Origin of the sequence: Nocardia sp. CC201C, from assembly GCF_030010695.1 — a bacterium.
GTDB classification, from domain to species: Bacteria; Actinomycetota; Actinomycetes; order Mycobacteriales; family Mycobacteriaceae; genus Nocardia; species Nocardia otitidiscaviarum.
This window is the reverse complement of the sequence record NZ_JASCXP010000485.1, coordinates 1-5,121: the sequence shown is the minus strand read 5'-3', so window position 1 is coordinate 5,121 and position 5,121 is coordinate 1. Positions and strand designations below refer to the sequence as shown.

Below are 5,121 nucleotides of genomic sequence, written 5' to 3'. Positions count from 1 at the left end.
GCCGCGGTGCTTCCGCCGCGAACGGCGAGACCAGCGTGTTCTCCACGCTGTTGAACACCAGGAAGATGTTCGAGCGCGGGAACGGCGTGATGTTGTTCGACGAGCCGTGCATGATGTTCGAGTCGAACAGCAGCGCCGAGCCCGCGGCACCGGTGAACTGGTTGATGCCGTAGGTGCTGGCCAGCTTGGTGATGTCCTCCTGGGTGGGCACACCGATCTGCTGCTCGCGCAACGAATCCCGGTAGTGCTCGGCCGGGGTCTCCCCCTGGCAGGGCACGAAGGTGCGGTGTGACCCGGGCATGAGCATCAGGCTGCCGTTGTAGGGGTAGTTGTCGGTCAGTGCGATCGACAGGCTCACCGCGCGGGGGGCGGGCATACCGTCCTCCGCGTGCCAGGTCTCGAAGTCCGAATGCCAGTAGAAACCGGCTCCCCGGAAGCCGGGCATGTAGTTCACCCGGCTCTGGTGGATGTAGACCTCGGAACCCAGAATCTGTTCGGCGAGTCCTCGAATTCGGCTCTGGCGCACCAGATCCGCGATGGCGTTGCTGAGCTTGTGCACTTCGAAGATGGAGCGCACCCGCCGCGACGTCTTCTCGATGATCAATCGCTCATCGAGCCACAGGTCCGGATCATCCGCCAAACGCCGGGTCTCCGCCGAGAATTCGGCGACCTCGGCGGGGTCGAGCAGCGCATCGATCACGGAGTAGCCGTAGGGCTCGAAGGTAGCCAGTTCCGGGGACTCGATGTGACCCCACACCGTGGGATCGGTGCGCTCGATGTGAGCGCGCGGTGTGCTGGTCCGGGTCTGGTAGCGATCGATTACGGTGTTGTCCGACAGCGTCATTCGTTCCTGACTCCCAATCTCCCTACTCGGCGGCGACGGCGACCAACGGGTAGACGCCGTTCTCGTCGTGGACCTCCTGTCCGGTGACAGGCGGATTGAACACGCACATCATGCGCATCCGCTCACGCACTTCGAGGCGGTGACGTTCGTGGCCGTCGAGCAGGTACATCGAACCCGGTCCCAGCTCGTACTTCACGTCGTTGTCGAGGTCGACGAGCGTACCCTCGCCCTCGATCAGCCACACCGCCTCGATGTGGTTGAGATAGTGGAACTCGTGCACGGTTCCGGCCTCGATGGTGGTCTCGTGGAAGGAGAAGCCGACACCGTCACCACCGAGCACGATGCGCTTGCTGCGCCATCCCTCCCCCGCCACATCGCGGTCGGTCCCGGTGATCTCCGCGGTGCTGCGAACGATCATGTGTCAGGCCGCCTTTCCGGTGCAGACCGAATCCACGGCGCCCGCCAGGATCTCCAGACCGTGATCGAGTTCGTCCGGGGTGACGGTCAGCGGCGGCAGCAGTTTCACCACTTCGTCCTCCGCGCCGGAGGTCTCCACCAGCAGACCGCGCTCGAAGGCCACCTGGCACACCTTGCCCGCCTGCGAGGCGTCGTCGAAGACCAGGCCCTGCACCAGACCGCGGCCCCGCGTGGACAGGCCGTCGTAGGCGGAGGTCAGGCCGGTCAGCGCCCGCTCGGCGCGTGCGCCCTTCTCCAGGGTGGCCTTCTCCAGGGTGTCGTCGGACCAGAAGTGCTCCAGCGCCGCGCGGGCGGTCACGAAGGCCGGGTTGTTGCCGCGGAAGGTGCCGTTGTGCTCACCCGGCGACCACTGGTCGAGTTCGGGCTTCATGAGCACCAGCGCCATCGGCAGGCCGTAGCCGCCGATCGACTTCGACAGCGTCACGATATCCGGCTTGATACCCGCGATCTCGAAGGAGAAGAACGGGCCGGTGCGACCGCACCCCATCTGCACGTCGTCGACGATGAGCAGGATGCCGCGCTCGGCGCACAGCTCCGACAGCTGGCGCAGCCACGCGGCGCGGGCCACGTTCACGCCGCCCTCACCCTGCACGGTCTCGACGATGACGGCCGCCGGGGCGTCCTGACCCGACGAGGAGTCGTCCAGCACGCGCGTCATCCACGCCAGGCCGTCCATGTCGTCGAGGTAGCCGTCGTAGGGCATGGCGGTCGAATGCACCAGCGGAACACCGGCACCCGCGCGCTTGGTCGCATTGCCGGTCACCGACAGGGCACCCAGCGTCATGCCGTGGAAGGCATTGGTGAAGTTGAGGACCGCGGTGCGTCCGGTCACCTTGCGGGCCAGCTTCAGCGCCGCCTCGACGGCGTTGGCGCCCGTCGGGCCGGGGAACTGCACCTTGTAGTCCAGCCCGCGCGGGGCCAGCAGGGTGCGGCGCAGGGTGTCCAGCAGGTCGCGCTTGGCGACGGTGGACATGTCCAGGCCGTGGGTGATGCCGTCGCGACCGATGTAGTCGATCAGCGCCTCTTTCAGCACCGGGTTGTTGTGCCCGTAGTTGAGCGAACCCGCGCCGGCGAAGAAGTCCAGGTAGTCGCGACCGTTCTCGTCGTGCAGCCACGCGCCGCGGGCGGTGTCGAAGAGAGCGGGCCACGAGCGGCAGTAGCCGCGCACGTTCGATTCGAGATCCTCGAAGATGGTCATCGTCTCGGTGGTGGTCATCGGATCTCCTCCAGTGTGGTCGGCGGCGTGATGCGGTACAGGCGCTCGGCCTCGTGCTGGTCGGGGAAGTGTTCCCGCTCGAAGAGTGGATAGTCGGCGATGACGGCCCGGCGGCGCCGCGTCAGCGAGTTGAACATCGCGATGGAGGCCGGGTTGTCATCGGAGATGGTGGTCTCCAAGGTCGAAACCCCGTGGGCGGCACAGCTGTTCATCAGGGTGTCGAGCATTTCGACGCCCAGACCGCGGCCGCGGTAGGCATGGTCCACGGCCACCTGCCAGACGAACAGTACGTCGGGGGCTTGTGGACGGCAGTAGCCGATCACGAATCCGGCGATGTCACCGTCTATTTCGGCGACGACGGACGTTCCGGCGAAGTCGCGGCACCACATCAGGTACGCGTAGCTCGTATTGGTATCCAGCACGCGGGAATCGCGGGCGATTCGCCAGATACTGCCACCGTCCTCCACCCGTGGGGATCTGAGTGTGAACGTGGAGCCGTCGGGGGGTTCCACCAGAAGCTGATCGATAGTTACGGGGAATTGGCTGAATGGTGTCTTCATGACCATTTCAGAGTGGCGGCCGAATCTTGAGATGAACCGGTCGGCTTCATTGCGATCGTATGACGAGCCCGTTACCCGCGTGTGTCACATACCGGAAGTCGGATAATGAAACGTGCTCCGCCACCGGGACGTTCACCACATTCGACACGCCCGCCGTGCGCCGACACGGTCTCGGCCACCAGAGCCAACCCGATTCCGGTACCGGTCACCGTCCGACGGCCCGCGCGCACCGTCGTAAAGCGATCGAAAACACGTTTACGATCCGCGACGGCGACTCCGGGACCGGCATCGTCGACCATGATGACGGCTTCGTCTCCATTCCGTCGCAATGTGATCCCGACAATGCCGCCGCCGTGCCGCACGGCATTGTCGAGCAAATTGCCCACGGCACGTTCGAGTTCCAATTTCCGGCCGCGAATCATACTGTCCTGCACGACCGTCAATAATTCGGGTGCATGTTTTCGCCCGGATACCGTGTGAATCAATAATTCTTTCAGCGACAGCGGATCGGCGTCGCCCGCGTGCACCCCCGCCTCCATCCTGGCCAGGGCCAGCATGTCGTCGAGCACCCGGCGCAGATGTTCGATCTCGTCGGTGACCAGCCCCAGGGCCAGGCGACAGCGCTCGGGCAGATCCGCCTCGTAGCGCTGCAAGACGCCGACGCTGGTGATGAGGGTGGTCAGCGGAGTACGCAATTCGTGGCTGACGTCACCGACCAGTCGGCGTTCCCGCTCCACGCTGCTGCGCAGCGAGCGCACCACCGGCTCTAAGGTGCGCCGGCTCACCCACATGCCGAGGGCGAGCCCCACGGCCAGGGCCACCACCGCGGTGACGACCAGGAGTGCGATCACCGCTGGACGTCGAGTCGATACCCCAGCCCTCGAACGGTCACGATGAGTTGCGGATCCGAGGCATCCCGCTCGATCTTGGTGCGCAGTCGCCGGATGTGCACGTCGACGATGCGCTCATCGCCGAAGAAGCCGCGGTCCCACACCCGTTCCAGCAGGGTGCCGCGGCTGAGCACCCGCCCGGCCGAGCCGGCGAGTTCACACAGCAGCCGGTACTCGGTGAGCGTGAGGTGAATCTCCTCGTCGCCACGGCGCACGATCCCGCTCTCGGTGGAGAGCACGAGCGGGTTGCCGACCTGCTCGTCGAGCACCATGGTGCCCAGTTCGGAATCCGGATCCTCTTCCGCGGCAGCCTGTTCGGCGAACCGCGCGCGCCGGGCCACGGCGCGCATGCGCGCGGTGATCTCCTTGACCTCGAACGGCTTGGTGACGAAGTCGTCGGCGCCCGCCTCCAGCGCGGCCACCACGTCGTGGGTGTCGTCGCGGGCGCTGACCACGATGATGGGGACGTCGTGGTCGCGGCGGATCTCGCGGATGCAGGTGAAGCCGTCCATACCGCCCAGCATCAGATCCACGATCATGAAATCGGGTGCTCCGTTGTCACGCAGCTGCCTGAGCGCGACCTCTGCCTCCTCCGCCTCAGCGACGTCATAGCCCTCGTCCTCCATGGCCAACCGCAGGGCCACGCGAACGCGGTCGTCATCCTCCACGATCATCAGGTTCGCACTCATATCCCAATCCCAGCCGGACGCGGCTTCGCGTCCACCACGCACACCTCTAGTTCGTTCGGACAGTCCCGACAAAGTGGAGTACCCGGGTCCACCTCCGTCAAACTCGGACACCGCCGAACCTGTGGCGAACTCCCGCCGCTACCCCTACCGAGCAGCCGGTATGGCAGGGTGTCGCATGTGTCACATTCTCGCGCGCGGGCGGCCTCGGCCGCTTCCCTACGTTTGACGGTACTCCTGGGCGTGGCCGGCACCATGCACTTCCTCGCCCCCAAGTTCTTCGACGCCATCGTCCCGCGGTCGCTGCCCGGCAGCGCACGGACCTACACCTATGCCTCCGGCGTCGCCGAACTCGGGATCGCCGGGTTGCTCGCGACACCCCGCACCCGCCGCACCGGCGGTGCGCTCGCGGCCCTGCTCTTCCTCGCCGTCTTCCCGGCGAACATCC

The 5,121-nt window shown here is 66.0% G+C and carries 7 protein-coding genes; 1 reads left to right on the top strand and 6 read right to left on the bottom strand.

Going from position 1 to position 5,121, the window contains the following annotated elements:
* From thpD to QK444_RS32320, 6 genes are all read right to left on the bottom strand, one after another.
* Window positions 1-844: ectoine hydroxylase (gene thpD / locus QK444_RS32345; protein WP_282785858.1), on the bottom strand; the 844-nt coding region annotated here is incomplete at its 3' end.
* 22 nt (window positions 845-866) lie between these two features.
* Window positions 867-1,262 carry an ectoine synthase gene (locus QK444_RS32340; RefSeq protein ID WP_282785857.1) on the bottom strand — a complete coding sequence of 132 codons (396 nt, stop codon included), beginning with the start codon at window positions 1,260-1,262 and terminating at the stop codon, window positions 867-869.
* A gap of 3 nt (window positions 1,263-1,265) precedes the next feature.
* A complete protein-coding gene (gene ectB / locus QK444_RS32335) occupies window positions 1,266-2,537 on the bottom strand; it encodes a diaminobutyrate--2-oxoglutarate transaminase (protein ID WP_282785856.1) in 1,272 nt (423 codons plus the stop codon).
* Window positions 2,534-3,097, bottom strand: coding sequence for a diaminobutyrate acetyltransferase (gene ectA / locus QK444_RS32330; protein WP_143980591.1), 564 nt, complete (start codon window positions 3,095-3,097; stop codon window positions 2,534-2,536). The genes ectB and ectA overlap by 4 nt, the downstream gene beginning before the upstream one ends.
* Before the next feature lie 71 nt (window positions 3,098-3,168).
* On the bottom strand, window positions 3,169-3,921 hold the full coding sequence (locus QK444_RS32325; protein WP_282785855.1) for a HAMP domain-containing sensor histidine kinase: 753 nt from the start codon (window positions 3,919-3,921) through the stop codon (window positions 3,169-3,171).
* Between the two features lie 23 nt (window positions 3,922-3,944).
* Window positions 3,945-4,676: a response regulator transcription factor gene (locus tag QK444_RS32320; protein ID WP_282785854.1), complete on the bottom strand. Its 732-nt coding sequence runs from the start codon at window positions 4,674-4,676 to the stop codon at window positions 3,945-3,947.
* Between the two features lie 177 nt (window positions 4,677-4,853).
* Here QK444_RS32320 and QK444_RS32315 point away from each other — a divergent pair.
* The coding region (locus tag QK444_RS32315) for a MauE/DoxX family redox-associated membrane protein (RefSeq protein ID WP_282785853.1) at window positions 4,854-5,121 on the top strand (268 nt) is incomplete at its 3' end.